14 protein-coding genes are annotated in these 14,424 nt (G+C 72.2%); 8 read left to right on the top strand and 6 right to left on the bottom strand.

Annotated elements, in window-relative coordinates; translation table 11 throughout:
- Positions 1–74: 74 nt before the first annotated feature.
- Positions 75–845 carry an IclR family transcriptional regulator gene (locus QFZ82_RS03745; RefSeq protein ID WP_307711746.1) on the top strand — a complete coding sequence of 257 codons (771 nt, stop codon included), beginning with the start codon at positions 75–77 and terminating at the stop codon, positions 843–845.
- Positions 842–1,684, top strand: coding sequence for an SMP-30/gluconolactonase/LRE family protein (locus QFZ82_RS03740; RefSeq protein ID WP_307711745.1), 843 nt, complete (start codon positions 842–844; stop codon positions 1,682–1,684). The genes QFZ82_RS03745 and QFZ82_RS03740 overlap by 4 nt, the downstream gene beginning before the upstream one ends.
- A 63-nt stretch (positions 1,685–1,747) precedes the next feature.
- Here QFZ82_RS03740 and QFZ82_RS03735 read toward each other — a convergent pair whose 3' ends face one another.
- Complete coding sequence (locus QFZ82_RS03735) at positions 1,748–2,590, bottom strand: hypothetical protein (protein WP_307711744.1); 843 nt, start codon at positions 2,588–2,590, stop codon at positions 1,748–1,750.
- Positions 2,591–3,106: 516 nt separating this feature from the next.
- Here QFZ82_RS03735 and QFZ82_RS03730 point away from each other — a divergent pair.
- Positions 3,107–4,372: a hypothetical protein gene (locus tag QFZ82_RS03730; protein WP_307711743.1), complete on the top strand. Its 1,266-nt coding sequence runs from the start codon at positions 3,107–3,109 to the stop codon at positions 4,370–4,372.
- Here the strand turns inward: QFZ82_RS03730 and QFZ82_RS03725 are convergent.
- Positions 4,357–4,791: a CBS domain-containing protein gene (locus tag QFZ82_RS03725; RefSeq protein WP_307711742.1), complete on the bottom strand. Its 435-nt coding sequence runs from the start codon at positions 4,789–4,791 to the stop codon at positions 4,357–4,359. The genes QFZ82_RS03730 and QFZ82_RS03725 overlap by 16 nt on opposite strands.
- A 196-nt stretch (positions 4,792–4,987) precedes the next feature.
- Here QFZ82_RS03725 and dnaK point away from each other — a divergent pair, with 196 nt between their 5' ends.
- From dnaK to QFZ82_RS03710, 3 genes are all read left to right on the top strand, one after another.
- Positions 4,988–6,862: a molecular chaperone DnaK gene (dnaK, locus tag QFZ82_RS03720; protein WP_307711741.1), complete on the top strand. Its 1,875-nt coding sequence runs from the start codon at positions 4,988–4,990 to the stop codon at positions 6,860–6,862.
- Entirely contained in the window at positions 6,859–7,365 is a 507-nt protein-coding gene (grpE, locus tag QFZ82_RS03715) for a nucleotide exchange factor GrpE (protein WP_307711740.1), read from the top strand. The genes dnaK and grpE overlap by 4 nt, the downstream gene beginning before the upstream one ends.
- Before the next feature lie 80 nt (positions 7,366–7,445).
- The gene (locus tag QFZ82_RS03710; protein WP_177153541.1) at positions 7,446–7,646 is read left to right on the top strand and encodes a hypothetical protein; all 201 of its coding nucleotides are present in this window, start codon (positions 7,446–7,448) and stop codon (positions 7,644–7,646) included.
- A gap of 129 nt (positions 7,647–7,775) precedes the next feature.
- Here the strand turns inward: QFZ82_RS03710 and QFZ82_RS03705 are convergent, their stop codons facing one another.
- The 3 genes from QFZ82_RS03705 to QFZ82_RS03695 form a co-directional block, all read right to left on the bottom strand.
- Positions 7,776–9,605, bottom strand: coding sequence for a thiamine pyrophosphate-requiring protein (locus tag QFZ82_RS03705; protein ID WP_307711739.1), 1,830 nt, complete (start codon positions 9,603–9,605; stop codon positions 7,776–7,778).
- 136 nt (positions 9,606–9,741) lie between these two features.
- Positions 9,742–11,358 carry an NAD(P)/FAD-dependent oxidoreductase gene (locus tag QFZ82_RS03700; protein ID WP_307711738.1) on the bottom strand — a complete coding sequence of 539 codons (1,617 nt, stop codon included), beginning with the start codon at positions 11,356–11,358 and terminating at the stop codon, positions 9,742–9,744.
- 66 nt (positions 11,359–11,424) lie between these two features.
- Entirely contained in the window at positions 11,425–11,874 is a 450-nt protein-coding gene (locus QFZ82_RS03695; protein WP_307711737.1) for an SRPBCC family protein, read from the bottom strand.
- A 194-nt stretch (positions 11,875–12,068) separates the two neighbouring features.
- On the opposite strand from QFZ82_RS03695, the gene QFZ82_RS03690 reads away from it, so the two are divergent.
- Entirely contained in the window at positions 12,069–12,962 is an 894-nt protein-coding gene (locus tag QFZ82_RS03690; RefSeq protein WP_307711736.1) for an SDR family oxidoreductase, read from the top strand.
- Positions 12,963–13,173: 211 nt separating this feature from the next.
- Here the strand turns inward: QFZ82_RS03690 and QFZ82_RS03685 are convergent, their stop codons facing one another.
- Complete coding sequence (locus QFZ82_RS03685; RefSeq protein WP_307711735.1) at positions 13,174–13,737, bottom strand: hemerythrin domain-containing protein; 564 nt, start codon at positions 13,735–13,737, stop codon at positions 13,174–13,176.
- A gap of 144 nt (positions 13,738–13,881) precedes the next feature.
- Between QFZ82_RS03685 and QFZ82_RS03680 the strand changes: the two genes are divergently transcribed.
- The gene (locus QFZ82_RS03680) at positions 13,882–14,424 is read left to right on the top strand and encodes a hypothetical protein (RefSeq protein WP_307711734.1); all 543 of its coding nucleotides are present in this window, start codon (positions 13,882–13,884) and stop codon (positions 14,422–14,424) included.

The raw sequence follows: 14,424 nt of genomic DNA, 5'->3' as shown, positions 1-14,424 counted from the left end.
AACCACCCTGTGACTAGCCTGTGTTCGTCATACCGGCCAATGGTCGGAGTATCGAACAGGGAGTGGGTGGCGCCATGGGACGCCTTGTCCCCGCGGTGACGAGGGCTTTGGACATACTCGAGCTGTTCCTGGAGGGTGACGCAACCCTCTCGGCGCCGGATGTCACCCGCAAGCTCCAACTGCCGCGCACCACCGTCCACGAGCTGCTCACCACACTGGCCGCCCGCTCCTACCTGGTCACCGAGCCCGAGCAGCCCGGCCGCTACCGGCTCGGCGTCCGCGCCTACCAGCTGGGCAGCCGTTACGCGGAGCAGCTCGATCTCGCGGCGGAAGGCGGACGGGTCGCCCGCGAGGTCGCCGAGACCTGCGACGAGACCGTCCACGTCGCGATCCTCGAGGACATGGACGTCATCTACATCGCCAAGGTGGACTCCACGCACGCCGTCCGCATGGTCTCGGCCGCCGGCCGCCGGCTCCCCGCACACTGCACGTCCGTCGGCAAGATGCTGCTCGCCTCTCTCCCGGCGGACGAACTCGACGCCCGCATCGCCGGTCGCGAACTGGCCGCCATGACGCCCGCCAGCCTCACCGACCCCGAGGAGCTGCGCGCGGCGCTCGCCGGCATCCGGGAACGGGGCATCGCCGTCGAGCACCGCGAGTCCAATCCGGACGTCAGCTGTGTCGCCGCCCCCGTGCGCGACAGCGCGGGCCGCGTCGTCGCGGCCCTGTCCATCTCCGTGCCCATGATCCGCTGGAACGAGGACCGCGAGGCCGAACTCGCCGAGCTGGCCGCCAAGGGAGCCCGTGACCTCTCCGTCCGCCTCGGCCACCGGGGCGCGCGGTGAGCATCGAGGTCGCGGTGCGGGAGGGGGCCGCACTCGGCGAGGGGCCCACCTGGGACGCGGCCGGTGCCCGGCTGATCTGGGTGGACATCCTGAACTCCCGCGTCCACACCTACGATCCGGCGAGCGGCCGCCGCACCGTCATGGCCACCGAACAGCACGTCGGGGCGGCCAAGCCGCGGGCGGGCGGAGGGCTGGTGGTCAACCTCCGGGACGGCATCGGCCTGTACGGGGCCGACGGGGCCTTCTCCTGGCTGGTGCGCGATCCGGCGCCGGGCCGGCGCGGCAACGACGCGGCCGTCGCACCGGACGGGGCACTGTGGGCGGGCACCATGCGCTACGACGAGGCGGCCGGCGGCGGCAGCCTCTCGCGCGTCGCGCCCGACGGGACCGTCACCGAAATCTTCGGCGACGTGGCCGTGAGCAACGGCACCGGGTGGAGCCCCGACGGCGCGCTCATGTACTACATCGACAGCCCCACCCGCCGCATCGACGTCTGCCGCATGTCGGGCGAACGCGTTGTGGACCGCACGCCGTTCGTCACCGTCGAGCCGGACGCCGGTTACCCCGACGGCCTCACCGTCGATGCCTCCGGGTGCGTCTGGGTCGCGCTCTGGGACGGCGCCCAGGTGCGCAGGTACAACCCGAACGGGCTCCTGGACCGCACTCTTCACCTGCCCGTACGCCGTCCCACCGCCTGCGCCTTCGGCGGCCCGGGCCTGCGCGACCTGTACATCACCACCGCGCGCCGCGGTCTTGCCCGACCGCACCCGCTCAGTGGTTCCCTGCTCGTCGTGCCGGACGCGGGGGAGGGCGCGGCCGCCGCCGCGTTCGGCGGCTGACCACGGTGATACGCGCCCGCCCGCAACGGCCGGGCCATCGCCCGGACGTTGCGCAGGCCGGTCTCAGCCGGTGGGCGCCTGGTAGAGGCCGCGGCCGGCGCGGTGGGCGCGTGAGGTGGCGACGAGGCGGTCCAGGGTGCTGCGCACGGTGTTGATGGCGCCCGCGCTCTCGTCACGGCCGAGAGCCTGAGCGACGTCCCGCGCCCGCAGCGGGGTGCCGGCCTTCCCGGACAGGATGGCGATGACCTGCTCGGTGAGCCCGCCGGTGTCCTGCGCGACCGTGGCAGCCGCCTTGGGCGGTGCGGCCTGCTTGCCCTTCGTGGCCTGCTTGTCCAGCGCGGCTTTCGTGGTCTTCGCGGGCTTCGCTGCGGGCTTTGCCGTTTTGGTGGCCTTCGCGGTGGTGCGCTTCTTCGCCGGCCGGCGCGTGGCCGCCTGCGGAGCAGCGGCCTTGGGCGCGGCCTTCCTCTTGGCCCGGCTCGTGGCCTTGCGGGGCGTGGGAGAAGCGCTTTCGGCTCCGTCCGCGGGTGTTGTGGTGTCGGTGGTGTCGCTGTCACGGCTGACGTCGGCGGACTCGGCAGCCGGAGCGGGCTCCTGGACCGGTTCCGTCAGCGGTGCGGATTCCTGGGCGGGCTCCGGCGCGGGCTCCTCCGTTGCGGTGGGGGCCGGCGGTTCGTCGGTCACGGTCGCCGCGGCTTCGGCCTGCTGCTCCGAAGCACGGGGCCGCGGCACGGTCGTGGCAGCCAGCGCGCTGAGCGCCGACAGGGCGCTGCGCACGGATTCGAGCCGCTCGGAGACGACGGCGAGTTCCTTCTGGAGCGCCACCTGATGCTCCTCGAGGCGGGGAAGTTCCGCCTGCAGCAGTGCGGTTGTTGTTTCGATGGTGTCGGTGCTGGGTGTCGTCGGCATGACGCCCTCCTGGTGAGTTGGGGGGTGTGGCGTTCGGGTTGTTGTGATGCAGGGTACGGCCGATGTTGCGCCGCGGTCACCTTTCCTGAACATCCCCTTTCGCACAACGCACGACGGAGCAGGAAGTCACGATCCCAACGACGCCAGATTCCACGGCAGTTCGCCGACGGTTCCCGGGCCTGGGCGAAGACCGGCGCCTGCGATCATTCTTTTGCACCACGCGTCGGACTCCGAGCCCTCCGGGGGTGTGACCCAGCGCGGGCAGAGCCCCGGCACCATGTGAGGGCCACGAGCGGCTCCGGGCGCCGACAGCCGTTGCGCGGGCCGGGCGCCTCCTTCCCCGGCTGCGCAACGGTGCACCGGCGGCCGACCTTCACAGCAAGAGGGCCCCGCCACCGGCCTTGCCCGGCCCTACGGGTCACGGGTCCGCGCGGTACGCTTTCCGCCCATGTCGTCAACACCCCTGTCGCCGCACACGAGCCTGATGCGGTGCGCCCGGCGCCCGGAGGCGGACGCGTGAGCCCGGCGGACACGGGCCCCGAGGACCCGGACAGCGACCCGGCGCCGCCGCTGTCAGCGCTGTCACCCGGGCGTTCCCGTGCCGCCGTGACGCGCCTGCTCTCCCGGGCGTTCGAGGGGCCCGTCGTCGTGGAGTCCTGTGAACAGCTGGCGCCCTGGGCCGTTCTGCGCGCACGGCTGGCCGACCCGGGGCCCGGCCGGCCCTCGACGGTGATCGTGAAGTGGGCGCGTGACAACGCCGCGGGACGTCGCACCGAGCCCGACCGGATCCGCACCGAGTTCGCGGCCCTGTGCTTCCTCGCCCGGGACCTGCGTCTGTCCCTGGCATCGCGTCCCCTGGCCCTCGACCCCGCCGGCCCGATGATCGCGCTGGAGGACCTGGGGCCGCGCCATTCGCTGGAGACGGTGCTGCGCGAGCGAGGAGCCGGGGACGCGACGATCCCGCACCTGATCGCATTCGCGGAGGCGTTGGGAAGGCTGAATGCCGCGACGGCGGGGGAAGCGGCCCGGTTCCGCGAGCGCATGCGGGAGGCCGGTGGCGTCGAACGCGGCTCGGAAGGCGAGGCGCCTTCCGAGCGGACCGTCCGCGCAGCCGTCGCGTTCGCCGCGTCGATGGGCGCCGGCGTCACCGGCGCCGCCGAGGCGGACCTCGCGGCGGCACTGGAGGAGTTGGCCGATCCGGGTCCCTTCCTCGCTCTCACCAACGGCGACTCCGGTATGAACAACTTCCTGCTCGGTGACACCGGCGGTCGCCTCATCGACTTCGAGGCCGCCGGCTTCCGGCACGCCCTCACCAGCGCGTCGAACCTCCATGTGCCCGGCCCGCCGTGGATCACGGTGGCGGACCCCGTCGCACTGGGCCTCGAGGACGCCTACCGCACCGCGCTCGGGTCCACGGTCCCGCAGGCGCTCGACGACCGCCGGTTCGGCTTCGGCATGGCGGCAGCCAGTCTGGCGCACGCCCTCCAGCGGCTCGGCCGCCTGCCGGTGCTGCTCCGCCGCGCCCCGGGCGACGCCAGTCATCGGCAGATGATCTCCACACTGGAGGCGGCCGCGCGTGCGGCCGAAACACACCGCGCGTTGCCCGGCCTGGCAGGCTGGGCCCGGCGCGTCGCGGACATGCTCCGCAGCCGCTGGAGACACGCCGATGCCGATTTCACCGCCTGTCCGGCGTTCACCCCCCGCGATCGACACCTTGGGCCGGCCCCGAGGGACCGGCCGCACAGTGACGGACTGCCGGCGGTTCTCTACGTGGTCGCGTAGACGTGGGTCGCGAACTCCGCGATCTGTTCGTCGCTGAGGTTCTTCGCGACGTCGGCCTCGGTGATCATCCCAACCAGGCGGTGGCCGCCCGCGACGTCGATCACCGGCAGGCGCTTGATGTGATTGCTCTCCATGACCTCCAGGACCTCGGAGGCTTCCGCCTCGGCGTCGATCCAGTGCAGGGTCCCGCCCAGCGAACCGGCCTGAACGGTCGCCGGGTCGATCCCCTCCGCGCAGCATGTGACGATGATGTCGCGGTCGGTCACCAGGCCGATGAGCCTGTTGTTGTCACCGCAGATGGGCAGGCATCCGACGTTCAGATCCCGCATCATCCTCGCCGCGTTGTGCAGCGAATCGTGCGCCCCCACGCAGTGCACTCCGCTCGTCATGATGTCTCGGGCTCTCAGCTGTCCGGCCATGTTTCCTCCCGGTGTCGTCAGCGTGTTCCGCCCACACTTCGATGAGACCACGCCCCGCGCCCGGGTGCTCCCGGGCGCAACGCACGGTCCGGGCGACGGAGCGGCCGTCGCAGCCGGATCGCCGTCCGTCTTGACTTGATCGGAGACAGGATTTACGCAGGACATACCGGCAGTTCCTGTCTCCGAGGAGGCTGCGATGACACGAGCAGTGGGCATCGATTTGGGAACGACGAATTCCGTGGTCTGTGTCCTGGAAGGCGGCGAGCCGACGGTCGTCACGAACACCGAGGGCGCGAGGACCACGCCATCGGTCGTGGCGTTCGCCAAGAACGGCGAGGTGCTCGTCGGGGAGCTCGCCAAGCGGCAGGCCGTGACGAACGTGGAGCGCACCGCCCGGTCCGTCAAGCGGCACATGGGCGAGGGCGCCTGGCACTTCCCGGCGTCCGGAGACATCGACGGCAAGCGGTACACCGCCCAGGAGATCTCGGCCCGCGTGCTGCAGAAGCTGAAGAGGGACGCCGAGGCGTATCTCGGCGAGGACGTCACGGACGCGGTGATCACCGTCCCGGCGTACTTCAACGACGCGCAGCGCACCTCCACGAAGGAGGCAGGGCAGATCGCGGGTCTGAACGTCCTGCGGATCATCAACGAACCGACGTCCGCCGCTCTCGCCTACGGTCTGGACAAGGGCAACGACCAGACGATCCTCGTCTTCGACCTCGGGGGCGGCACGTTCGACGTGTCGCTGCTGGAGATCGGCGAGGGCCTGGTGGAGGTGAAGGCGACCAACGGGGACACGCACCTGGGCGGTGACGACTGGGACGAGCGGATCGTCGACCACCTGGTGAAGCAGTTCAAGAACGGCTACGGCGTCGACCTGTCCAAGGACAAGATGGCGTTGCAGCGTCTGCGCGAGGCGGCCGAGCGGGCCAAGATCGAGCTGTCGTCCTCGACCGAGACGACGATCAACCTGCCGTACATCACGGCCTCCGCCGAGGGCCCGCTGCATCTGGACGAGAAGCTCACCCGCGCCCAGTTCGAGCAGCTGACGGCGGATCTGCTGGAGCGCTGCAAGACCCCGTTCCACAATGCCGTCAAGGACGCCGGGATCAAGGTCTCGGACATCGACCATGTGATCCTGGTCGGCGGTTCGACCCGTATGCCGGCGGTGACGGAGCTGGTGAAGGAGCTGACCGGCGGCAAGGAGGCCAACAAGGGTGTGAACCCGGACGAGGTCGTCGCGATCGGCGCCTCGCTCCAGGCCGGTGTCCTCAAGGGTGAGGTCAAGGACGTCCTGCTCCTCGACGTGACGCCGCTGTCCCTCGGTATCGAGACCAAGGGCGGCATCATGACCAAGCTCATCGAGCGCAACACCACGATCCCGACCAAGCGCTCGGAGGTCTTCACGACGGCCGAGGACAACCAGCCGTCGGTGCAGATCCAGGTCTATCAGGGCGAGCGCGAGATCGCGGCGTACAACAAGAAGCTCGGGATGTTCGAGCTGACTGGTCTGCCGCCGGCCCCGCGCGGCGTCCCGCAGATCGAGGTCTCCTTCGACATCGACGCCAACGGCATCATGCACGTGACCGCGAAGGACCTGGGCACGGGCAAGCAGCAGAAGATGACCGTCACCGGCGGCTCCGCCCTGCCCAAGCAGGACATCGACCGCATGATGCGCGACGCCGAGCAGCACGCGGACGAGGACCGCCGCCGCAAGGAGGCCGCCGAGACCCGCAACCAGGCCGAAAGTCTCGTCTACCAGACCGAGAAGCTCCTGACGGACAACCGCGACAAGATCCCCGAGGACGTGCGGTCCGAGACGGAGGCGGCCCTGGGCGAGGTCAAGGAAGCGCTCAAGGGCGAGGACACCGCGGCGATCCGTTCGGCCACCGAGAAGGCCACCGCTGCCGCCCAGAGGATCGGCAGCGCGCTCTACGCACAGGCCCAGGCCGACGGCGGCGGTGGCGGCACCGCCGGCGGCGGCGCGTCGGGAACCAAGGCCGGTCCCGACGAGGAGGACGTCGTCGACGCGGAGATCGTCGACGACGAGGCGAAGGGAGACGCCGGATGAACCGGGAGCCTCCGCGGAACACCGGGAGCGGCGGCCCCCGGACGGAGGCCGAGCAGCTGCGGGCCCGGCTCGCGGAACTGACCGCCGATCTCCAGCGGGTGAAGGCGGAGTACGACAACTACCGCAAGCGGGTGCGGCGCGACCGGCTGGCGGTACGGGAGATCGCCGTGGTCAACGTCCTCACGGGCCTGCTGCCGGTGCTCGACGCCGCCGACGAGGCACAAGCACGGGGGGACGGCGACCCGGGGACGGAAGCCGTCGCGCGCGTCCTCGGGAACCGGCTGGCCGCGCTGGGCCTCCAGTCGGTCGGCGAACCGGGGGAGCCCTTCGACCCCACGGCACACGAAGCGCTCACGTACACACCCTCCGACGCCGTCACCCGGCCCGTCTGCACGTCGGTGCTGCGCCACGGCTATCGCGTCGGCGACCGGCTCCTGCGCCCCGCCCAGGTGTCCGTCACCGGCCCGCCGGCAGGCCACGAGGCGACAGGGGCCGCCGTGTGACCACGCCCGGGGCCGTTCGGCCGGCCCCGTGTGTCCACCGTGCCGCGCGGGGGCACCCGTGTGCCCTGGAGGTGATCAGCATGCCCGAGCCCGGAAGCAAGAAGTACGACACACGGCGTGCCAGGAAGCGCAAGGACGCCGAGAGCGAGGGCGTCCCCGACAAGCGGGCCGGCGAGGAAGCCAACGCCTCACTCCAGGACGACCCGCAGTGGCGCAGCCGTGGTCCGCGGACCGAGCGCGGCCGCGGCCCCAAGGGCGACCGCGAGCCCAACGCCGACTGAACCGGCCGACGGAGCCGGCCCGACGGAGCCGGCCGACGGACCGCCGGCCCGCGCACGGACGGCCGGAGCCCCGCGTACGGAAGACGGCCGGAGTCCGGTGTGCTCACCGGCTCCTGCCGTGACTCGGCCTCACCGGCCCTGGTCGCCCTCGGCGCCGGGCCGGTCGCCGCGGTGCCGGGTGCCCGGCAGAAGTTCCTGCACCTTCGCCTTGAAACCCTGCCGGACCACGGACGCCCGGTCGCTGTCGCCGTGCCGGATCGCCGCGGCCGTGGCCTGGATCTGGTCGAGCGAGGCGTGCGGCGGCAGGGGCGGAACGGCCGGGTCCGTCAGGAAGTCGATGACGAAGGGCCGGTCGGCGGCGAGGGCCTGCTGCCACGCCGCTTCGACCTCCTCCGGCTTCTCGACCCGCACGCCGTCGAGGCCGATGCGCCGCGCGATCTCGGCATAGGGCAGATCGGGGATGTGCTGGGACTCCTCGAACTGCGGCGCCCCGGACATCGCCCGCATCTCCCAGGTGACCTGGTTGAGATCCTGGTTGTTGAGGACGGCCACGACGAGCCGGGGGTCGGACCACTCGTGCCGGTACTTGGCGGCCGTGACCATCTCCATCATGCCGTTCATCTGCATCGCCCCGTCGCCTACCAGCGCGATCGCCGGGCGGTCCGGGTGGGCGAACTTCGCGCCGATCGCGTACGGCACACCCGGGCCCATGGTGGCCAGCGTTCCGGACAGGGAGCCGCGCATCCGGCCGCGCAGGCGCAGATGGCGCGCGTACCAGGTGGCGGCCGAACCGGAGTCCGCGGTGACGACCACATCGTCGGGCAGCAGCCCGTCCAGGGCGTGCACCACGTACTCGGGGTTGATCGGGTCCGCGTCGACGGCCGCCCTGCGCTGCATGACCTCCCACCAGCGGGCGACGTTCATCTCGATCTCGTCCCGCCAGGCGCGGTTCTCCTTGCGGTGCAGGCGGGGCAGCAGCCGCAGCAGCGTCTCCCGCGCGTCACCGACGAGGTTCACCTCGAACGGGTAGCGCAGCCCGATCATGTGCGGGTCGATGTCGATCTGCACCCCGCGTGCCTGGTCCAGCTCCGGCAGGAACTGCGTGTAGGGGAAGCTGGAGCCGATCATCAGCAGGGTGTCGCAGTCCCGCATCAGCTCGTACGACGGGCGGGTGCCGAGCAGCCCGATCGCACCGGTGACGTACGGCAGGTCGTCGGACAGCGCGTCCTTGCCGAGCAGCGCCTTGGCGACCCCCGCCCCGAGCACGTCCGCCAGCCGCTCCACCTCGGCGCGTGCCCCGCGTGCGCCCTGACCGATCAGAACGGCCACCCTCTCACCGGAGTTGAGCACATCGGCGGCCCGTTCGAGGTCCTCGTCCGCCGGCACGGGCGCGTAGCGGCCGATGCCCAGGCTGGAGGGGACCATCTTGAAGGCGTGCTGCGGCGGGGTGTACTCGAGGTCCTGGACGTCCGCCGGGACGATGACCGCGGTCACGGTGCGCCGGGCGTACGCGGTGCGCACGGCCCGGTCGAGCACCTGGGGCAACTGCTCGGGAACGGTGACCGTCTCGCAGTAGTCGGACGCGACGTCCTTGTACAGCGCGGCGAGGTCCACCTCCTGCTGGTAGGAGCCGCCCATGGCGCTGCGGTTGGTCTGCCCGACGATCGCGACGAGCGGCACGTGGTCGAGCTTTGCGTCATAGAGCCCGTTGAGCAGATGGATGGCGCCGGGCCCTGAAGTGGCCACGCACACGCCCACGTTGCCGGAGAACTTCGCGTACCCGACGGCCTGGAGGGCGGACATCTCCTCGTGGCGCGACTGGATGAACCTGGGACGGTCCTCCGCGCGTCCCCAGGCGGCGAGCAGTCCGTTGATGCCGTCACCGGCATACGCGAAGACGTGGGTCACGTCCCAAGCGCGCAGGCGCTCCAGGATGTAGTCGGAGACCTTGGTGGCCACGTCGGCTCCTCTCTCACGGCTGCGGGTGGGCGTTTTTCCCCGGTGTCTTCCCGGCCCTGCGCGCGGCGTCCGCGCCTGACGCGCTGCGGGTACCACCGCGCCCGCCCGTGAAACGGAACCCCCGGCATGCGGCGCGTCAGGTACCCCCGTCGCCGCGGCGGTTGAGCGAACGCTGCGCACGGCTGAGCAGCCCGTGCGGCGGCCACGTGCGCAGTGCGGCACGGGCGGCGTTGGCGCCCGGTGCGCCGTGCACGCCGCCGCCGGGGTGGGCCGAGGCGGAGGCGAGAAACAGGTTCCTCACCGGTGTCTCGGGGCGCCCGGTGCCCGGGACGGGCCGGAACACGAGCTGCTGGTGCATGGCGGCCGTCCCGCCGTTGATGGCACCGCCGTGCAGATTGGCGTCCAGCGCCTCCAGCGTCGGCGGCGCAAGGACGCGGCGCGCCCGGATCGTGGCGCGGAAGCCCGGCGCGTAGCGCTCCACCCGCGCCTCCACGCGGTCGGCCATGGCCTCCCGCTCCCGGCGGTCCCACGCACCCGTGATGCCCGCGTCGCCCGCGTCACCGCGGACGCCGTGCGGGACGTGCGTGTACGCCCAGGCCGACTCCGTACCCGGCGGGGAGCGTCTGGCGTCCGCCGTGGTCATCTGGCCGAAGAGGACGAAGGGCTGGTCGGGCACGTGTCCCACGGCCAGCTGGGCGGCGAACCGCGTCAAGCCGTCGACGCCGTCGGCAAGATGCACCGTCCCCGCCGACGCGGCTTCGCGGGCGGTCCACGGCACCGGCCGGTCGAGGGCCCAGTCCACCTTGAACGTGGCGAAGTCCCACTGGAACCGGTGCAGCCCCGCCAGCAGTTGCGACGGCAGATGCCGGTCGTCGACCAGCCGGCCGTACAGCGCGGGAGCCGAGACGTCCGCGAGCACCGCATGCCTCGCCGGTACGGTCTCAGCGCCGGCCGTCCGTACGGCGACGGCCCGCCCCTCGCGTACGACCACCTCGACGACCTCCTCCCCGCAGCGCACCGTGCCGCCGCGCCGACGGAGCCGGTCCACCAGCGCCTCGGGCAGAGCCGAGGCGCCGCCCACGGGCACCGGGAAGCCGACGTGCTGGCCGAGCATGGACAAGAACCAGCCGAAGCCGCCGCTGCCCGCCGCTTCCGGGGCGAGATCCGCGTGCAGTGCGTTGCCGGCGAGGAGCAGCCGGCCGCCTTCCCCGGCGAACTCCTCCTCACCGAGCCGCCGCACGGGCAGCGTCATCATCCGGGCCAGCCGCAGCCCGCCCGCCGCCCGTACGCGCAGACCGAGCCGGGCTGCCGCCCGTACCGGCGGGAACGGTGTGAACAGTGCGTCGACGATGTCGGCGCCGAGCCGCTGCCACACGCCGCACAGCCGCGTCCACGCCTCCCCGTCGCCGGCGGCGAAGGCGTCGAGAGACCGCGCGGTGTCCGCGGGAGCGCGTTCCAGAACGGCACAGCGGCCGTCGGGCAGGGGATGGGCGAGCACGCTCGGCGCGTGCGACCAGCGAAGACCCTCCCGCCCGAGATCGAGGGCCGCGAGTACGGGGGAGGCGGCCGCCAGCGGGTAGAAGGCACTGAACATGTCGTGGACGTAACCGGGCATGACGCCTCGGTCGCTGCGGACGGCACCGCCCGGCTGCGGCTGGGCCTCCAGCACCTCCACGCTCCAGCCTGCGTCGGCGAGCACGTTCGCCGCGACCAGCCCGTTGGGTCCCGCGCCGATCACCACGGCGTCCGGCATGACTGCGCCTCCCTGGTCAGGGTGTCCGCCTCGGGCAACGGCCGCCTGCGCCGGGCAGGGCCCGGATCAGTGCGCGCCCGCGGGCACGGACTGCTCGACCGCCTCGGCGAACCGCCGGAGCATGCTGCGGTGCCGCAACTGCTGGAGCGCGTCGAACGCCGCGTTGTGAAGCCGTCCGCCCGTCCCGCGCAACGGGTGCTCGTCGAGGATCACGAGGGTGTCCTCGCCCCAGGGCTTGACCTCGATCGCGATTCTCGCGGTGCCGAGAGGTCCGCTGTACGCCTCCAGTTCGAGGCGCTCGGGCGGTTCGCAGTACCGCACGACGGTACGGCCCTCCGCCTGCCACGGCCCCAGCTTCACGGTGTACGCGATGCAGGCGCCCTTGTCCGGCCAGTTGCCGTCCCGCTCCGACGACTGGGACGGTCCGATCACCCAGTCCCCGTAGCGGTCGCCGTCGGACAGCACGGCCCAGACCTGGTCGGCAGTCCGGTGGATCAGCTGGTGTCGTACCGCCATGAGCCCTCCAGGAACTCGTCGCGTCCGTCACGGCCACACCTGTTTCAGCCTAGGCCGGTGCCGCCGCCGCGGCCTGTTCACGGCCGCCCGCCGCACTCGCCGCCCGCGCCGCGGCGGCATGCGGCCGTTACGGTGGAGGCCGGACGGCAGCTCCGGCGCGCCCGTGCACCCGCACCCATGCGAGGAGGCAGGCGATGCACCGGTACTCACCCCTCGAAGGCCGGACCGTCGTCGTCACCGGCGCGGCGCGGGGCCTGGGGGAGGCCATGGCGCGCGCACTGGCCCGGCGGGGCGCCCGCCTGGCCCTCATCGGCCTCGAACCGGACCGGCTGGCCCGTCTCTCGGCCAAGCTGGGAGACCGGGCACACCACTGGCCGGCCGACGTCGGGGACGACGCGGCGATGTCGCTCACCGCCGAACTCGTACGGGAGCGGCTCGGGCCGCCCTCGGTGGTGATCGCCAACGCCGGTGTCGCCGCGGCCGGACCCTTCGAGGACACGTCGCCGGCGGCCTGGCGGCGCGTCGTCGAGGTCAACCTGGTCGGCAGCGCCAACACGGCACGGGCCTTCCTGCCGGACCTGTTCGCCACCAAGGGTTACTACCTTCAGATCACGTCTCTCGCGGCCCTCGGGCCGGCTCCGATGATGTCGGCCTACTGCGCCTCCAAGGCCGGAGCCGAGGCGTTCGCGCACACCCTGCGGGCCGAGGTCGCCCACCGCGGTGTGGGCGTGGGGGTCGCGTACCTCAGCTGGACGGACACGGAGATGATCCGCGAGGATGCACCGCCTCCCACCCCGCTGCGGGAACTGCGCGCATGGCTGCCCTGGCCGGCCTCCAGGACGTACGACGCCGGGCCGTCCGCCGAACGTCTCGTACGGGGCGTCGAGCGCCGGAGAGCGGCCGTGTACGTGCAGCCGTGGCTCAGGGGCGTGCGGTTCGCCCGGCCGGTGCTTCCCGCGGGCATCGGCAGGTTCTCGGGCGTCCCGGTGCGCCGCGTCGCGGCGGAGGGGCTGCCGACGGGGAAAGGCCTGCTGGGCGCGGGGGGCCGGGCGGCCGAGACGCGCGCGAACGGATCGGACCTCGCCTGAACCCCCGTACCCCGTCCGTGTCAGCCGTCGCGCTGCCCCGAGAGGATGCCGGGGCAGCGCAGCGTGGAGACGGCCTCGTCGTCGGAGACCTGGGCGAATTCCTCGTACCGCTCGCCCACCGCCCAGAACGCCCGTGGCGGCGTGCCCGTAACACGTGCCCGGGGCCGTCGCGACGCCCGGCGCACCGAACCGGGGGCAGGCGCCGGTGTGTCTAGGTTTGCTCGCCCCGGCCGGAGAGCGCGTCGCGCATCCGGTCCACGAGTCCGACGCCGGGAGCGAGCAGCTTGTTGGCCGGCGGCTTGTCGGGTGCGTGGGGGTGAGGGCGGGTCGGCGCCGACTTCTTGGCCTGCCGGACCTTGTCGCCCAGATCGCTCAGCATCTCCGCGGGGCACGCTTCCCGCAGCCGGGGGAAGAGCTTGGTCTCCTCGTCCGTGACATGCGTCCTGACCTCCGACATCAGCGTCGCCATCAGCAGGTCGAACCGCGAGTCGTCCGCCTCGCAGCTCTCCAGGTCCTTCATGACCCGCTCGACTGCGGCATGGTCCGCCAGCTCGCGATCGGCGAGCTCCGCACCGCCGGGAACGTGCTTGCGGACCGCGGGGTACAGATACGCCTCCTCCGCGACCGAATGCCGGACCAGCTCCGTGGTCACCTGGTCCGCGTACCGCTTCCGCCCGCTGTCACCGGACGGCAGCTCCTCGATGTTGGTGAACAGCTCCTCGACCTCCCTGTGGTCGGTGATCAGTTCTGCGATCACGTCCTGGCCGTGCGCCATGTCGTCGTCGCTCCTCTACTGTGACCTTCGATGTGTCGGACGCCACGTTCCGGCCGTGACGTGGGCCATGTGCGGACAGAGCCGCGAAAGGTAGCGTTTGGCCGCACTCTCCCCATGTCTCCATGGATTCGGACGGCCCGGCCAGTGCTCGCAGCTCTCTCCCCGCTCATCGCGGCGACCGCCCAGTGGCTGACCCGCGCCTACCCGTCGGACGGCGGCGCGCTGGACACCGCTCTCGCGGAGACACAGGCACGCCAGGCCGTCACGGTCGCCGCCTGGCTGCGCTATCCGACGCCGATGGACGCCGCGCTCGTCACGGTGTCCGGGCCCGGCGGCTCGGGGCGGCTGGACTGGATCACGGGTGCCGACGGCGCGCAGGACGCCGATCCGTCGGACGATGCCGCGGGCGAGCACGCGTGGCGTACCTGGGTGGACGAAGTGGTGGCGAGCTGGGCGGCCTGCCTGCTCAGCACACCCGGACTGGCCGCGGCGGCCGTCGCCGCACTCGCCGGATGCGAACACGCCAACGGCTCGCCGGTCGAGTTCCGTCGTCTGGTCACGCCCGATGAACGAGACCGCCGAGCCGCCGCACTCTTGCGTCACCCGGACCTGCTCGCGCCCATAGCCGCACTCCATCGGCTCCAGCTCCTGGACCGGCTGGAGCAGCATTCCGCGCCGGCCGCCTGA

This window comes from Streptomyces sp. V4I23, from assembly GCF_030817975.1.
In the GTDB taxonomy this organism is placed as follows: Bacteria; Actinomycetota; Actinomycetes; order Streptomycetales; family Streptomycetaceae; genus Streptomyces.
Note: the sequence above shows the minus strand (reverse complement) of the source record. Positions and strands in the feature narration are given on the sequence as shown.